Origin of the sequence: Persicitalea sp., from assembly GCF_041751555.1 — a bacterium.
Lineage (GTDB): Bacteria > Bacteroidota > Bacteroidia > Cytophagales > Spirosomataceae > Persicitalea.
In genome coordinates this window covers 1-2,268 of the sequence record NZ_JBGSXF010000046.1, presented here as the reverse complement: position 1 = coordinate 2,268, position 2,268 = coordinate 1, and the positions used below count along the sequence as shown (strand labels likewise).

The 2,268-nt window shown below is 45.3% G+C and carries 2 protein-coding genes; both read left to right on the top strand.

What is annotated here, in order from left to right; all coding sequences use genetic code 11:
* Positions 1 to 231: 231 nt before the first annotated feature.
* Positions 232 to 1,212, top strand: a complete 981-nt coding sequence (locus ACEW8P_RS01485; protein ID WP_373511342.1) for a site-specific DNA-methyltransferase — start codon at positions 232 to 234, stop codon at positions 1,210 to 1,212.
* Complete coding sequence (locus ACEW8P_RS01480) at positions 1,209 to 2,147, top strand: hypothetical protein (RefSeq protein ID WP_373511341.1); 939 nt, start codon at positions 1,209 to 1,211, stop codon at positions 2,145 to 2,147. The genes ACEW8P_RS01485 and ACEW8P_RS01480 overlap by 4 nt, the downstream gene beginning before the upstream one ends.
* The last annotated feature ends 121 nt before the right edge of the window (positions 2,148 to 2,268 follow it).

Here is a 2,268-nt window from a genome sequence, read left to right as displayed (position 1 = left end):
CACGGTACAAGCGGTTGCTCTGACCGATCTCACGCGTCGGGAAATGGGGATTTTGGTGGTTTTGGCGTTGCTTACACTACTGCTGGGACTTTTTCCCAATCTGCTTTTCTCGCTGAGTGGACCAGCGGTGGAGGAGTGGTTTGGGGGACTTTAGAAAGCGATAGAATTTTTCTCTCTTTTCAAAAGTGCCGATTATTTTCTATCATCGTAATTATTCAAAAACGAACGGAAATGGAATCTAAGATATTCAGCCGAAATAAAAGCTTACCACCCTTGTTCGCCGAGACGATGCGTAAGGGAGAAGTTTTCGATATCGATCCTGATATGACTAATCCTCAGCTATTTTACCAGCATGAGAACGGGCAGTTGTGGCAGGGTGATTCTATTGCCTGGCTCAGTTCGCTTCCGACGGAGTCAGTCGATATGATTTTTGCTGATCCTCCCTATAATATAAAAAAAGCTGAGTGGGACACCTTTGAGAGTCAACAGGCTTATGTAGAATGGTCGCTAAAATGGATTGAACAAGCGGCTCGCATCTTGAGACCCGACGGAACGCTTTACATCTGCGGTTTTTCAGAAATTTTAGCCGACCTGAAGCTGCCTTCCATGCAGTACTTTAAAGGTTGCCGCTGGATCGTGTGGCATTACAAGAACAAGGCTAATCTGGGCAAGGATTGGGGGCGCAGCCACGAGAGTATTCTTCACTTGAGAAAGTCCAAAAAATTTACTTTCAATATTGACGAGGTAAGAATTCCCTATGGAGAACACACTTTAAAGTACCCGGAGCATCCGCAGGCCGAAACGAGCCAATACGGCAAAGGCAAATCAAATGGACACGTGTGGCATCCTCATCCGGGTGGGGCCAAACCGAAGGACGTGCTGGAGATTCCGGAGGATTTGATCGAAATCCCAACAACCTGCAACGGGATGCACGAGAGAACTCCTCACAAAACTCAGAAGCCCGAAGAACTCTTACGGAAGGTTATTTTCGCTTCATCAAACCAAGGTAACACCGTATTGGACCCTTTTCTTGGATCGGGAACTACCGCGGTCTGCGCCGAACAACTCGGTAGGAAATGGCTGGGTTGCGATTTATCAGCGGAGTACCTGGGCTGGACGATTGAGCGCATGGATTTGGTGGAAGAGTGGAGCGCAGAAAAATGGAAAAAATATGATTTTGAAAACCAGAAGCGGAGAGCGGCCATCCGATGACAATCAAACAACTTGCCGCGCGTGCGGTTGACAAAACGCGCTTTACCAATCTGCAAGGCTTCATTGACTTTTGCCAGGCGTATTTGGATTTTATAGCTACTGACGGCAGCTTACAGGCGGTCATCGTTTCTCAAAACGAGAACAATTATCGTTTCTGGCAGTATAGCAAGCAAGGAAACTTTCAGATCACCCGTCCGATCAACTCAGAGTTGATGTTCCAGGCCGGAGAATTCGATGCGGTCAGGAAAACGTTCGTCGAGACGCTGCAAAACCTGAGAGAACTCATCGAGGCGGACGCGGCTTTGCGCACTAAGTTGAACAACACCATTTATACAATTCGACAGAGCATTGGTGCAACGCTCGATGCTCTGCCTGCCGGAGAAAGCAATAGAGCCCGTAAGATCAATGGTAACCTATTTGAGAACTTCATTCGATTGATTTTTACAGAAATGGGTATCGACGCCAAGGCCGGAACGATTAGGGTGCCGATCATGCAAGATGGGGAGGAACAGTTTAAAATGAATTATCAGCACGATTTGATTATCTCATATGAGGGAGACGTAAAAATCATTGGTAGTGTAAAAACTTCCAGCAAAGATCGGATTGATAAAGTTTTCATTGACAAGTTCCTATACTCAAAACTCACAGAAAGCGAATTGCCTCATATTGCCATTTTTCTGAACGATGTGCAGCGGAAAGGGAAGGCACCGAAATTCGGAATCAGCAGTACATTTCTGCCGGGCCATTTCAAAGGTTATACCATTAAGCTAAATCCGTTGGACGGTGTATACTATTGCGATATTCGTCCAAATATGAAGACGGAAGCTATTCTCAAGGACCATATCAAAACGCTGGATCACCTTCTCTGTTCTGACGTTTGGAGTTTCTTTAATAAAGAGATTGAAATCGATCTTGATGTGAAGGAGAAAAAGTAGAACTGTGCTTTATATTGTGGTCTCTGCACTCTTTCCACAAAAAATAGAACATTCCTTATTTACAACTTTTGCCGGAATATTATTTCCCCTAACAACCGTGCCGCTTAAAGAAATTTTAAGG

Excerpts from the sequence above, each read along its gene's own strand:
- ACEW8P_RS01485 (WP_373511342.1), top strand. The coding sequence starts at position 232 with ATGGAATCTAAGATATTCAGCCGAAATAAAAGCTTACCACCCTTGTTC.
- ACEW8P_RS01480 (WP_373511341.1), top strand. The coding sequence starts at position 1,209 with ATGACAATCAAACAACTTGCCGCGCGTGCGGTTGACAAAACGCGCTTT.